General features: G+C 70.2%; 1 protein-coding gene. It reads left to right on the top strand.

Going from position 1 to position 640, the window contains the following annotated elements; translation table 11 throughout:
• Positions 1-640 (top strand): hypothetical protein (locus tag ACMGER_RS18175; RefSeq protein ID WP_436813591.1); only part of this gene is annotated, 640 nt, incomplete at both ends.

Genomic DNA, 640 nt, shown 5'->3' with positions numbered 1-640 from the left:
GACGGCAAGGGCCGGGTGGACAGCGAGACGGTGTCGCAGCGCCAGGGGACGGCGACGGTCACCACCACGACCGTGAACCAGTACGGCGACGGGACGGACGCCTATGCGCTGGGGGCGGTGACGCAGTCGGACGTGACCGGCACGCGGGTGTCGGGAGGCACGAGCACGGCGCTGCCGTCGACGAAGACGGTGACCAGCTACGACTGGTACGACGGCGCGGTGCAGCGGCAGGTCGACTATACGCCGGACACCTGGGCATCGGGGACGGTGCAGCGCAGCTACTACACCAACTCGGGCACGGGAGTGTTCCGGTCGGCGAGCGTGCAGGACGGGCGGCCGCGCACGATCGGGGTGGTGAACAACGCGCTGGGGCAGGCGATCCGGCGGGACGAGGCGGACGGGCTGGCGAGCGGGGACCCGCACGAGATCTGGTACCGGTTCGACGGCAAGCAGATCGGCTATGTCGGCAACAACGGCAGCGACAACATCGGCTACCAGGCGTCGATCGACCGGCGGACGACGGCGGCGGTGGCGGGTCCGTTCAAGAACGGCGCGACCTACGGCGCGAGCGTGGCCGAGTTCGACGGCGCCTATGCGGCGATCAACAGCTACCAGCAGGGAGCGTCGGGCGGCAGCTATA

The organism is Sphingomonas astragali, from assembly GCF_051400615.1.
In the GTDB taxonomy this organism is placed as follows: domain Bacteria; phylum Pseudomonadota; class Alphaproteobacteria; order Sphingomonadales; family Sphingomonadaceae; genus Sphingomonas.
Note: the sequence above shows the minus strand (reverse complement) of the source record. Positions and strands in the feature narration are given on the sequence as shown.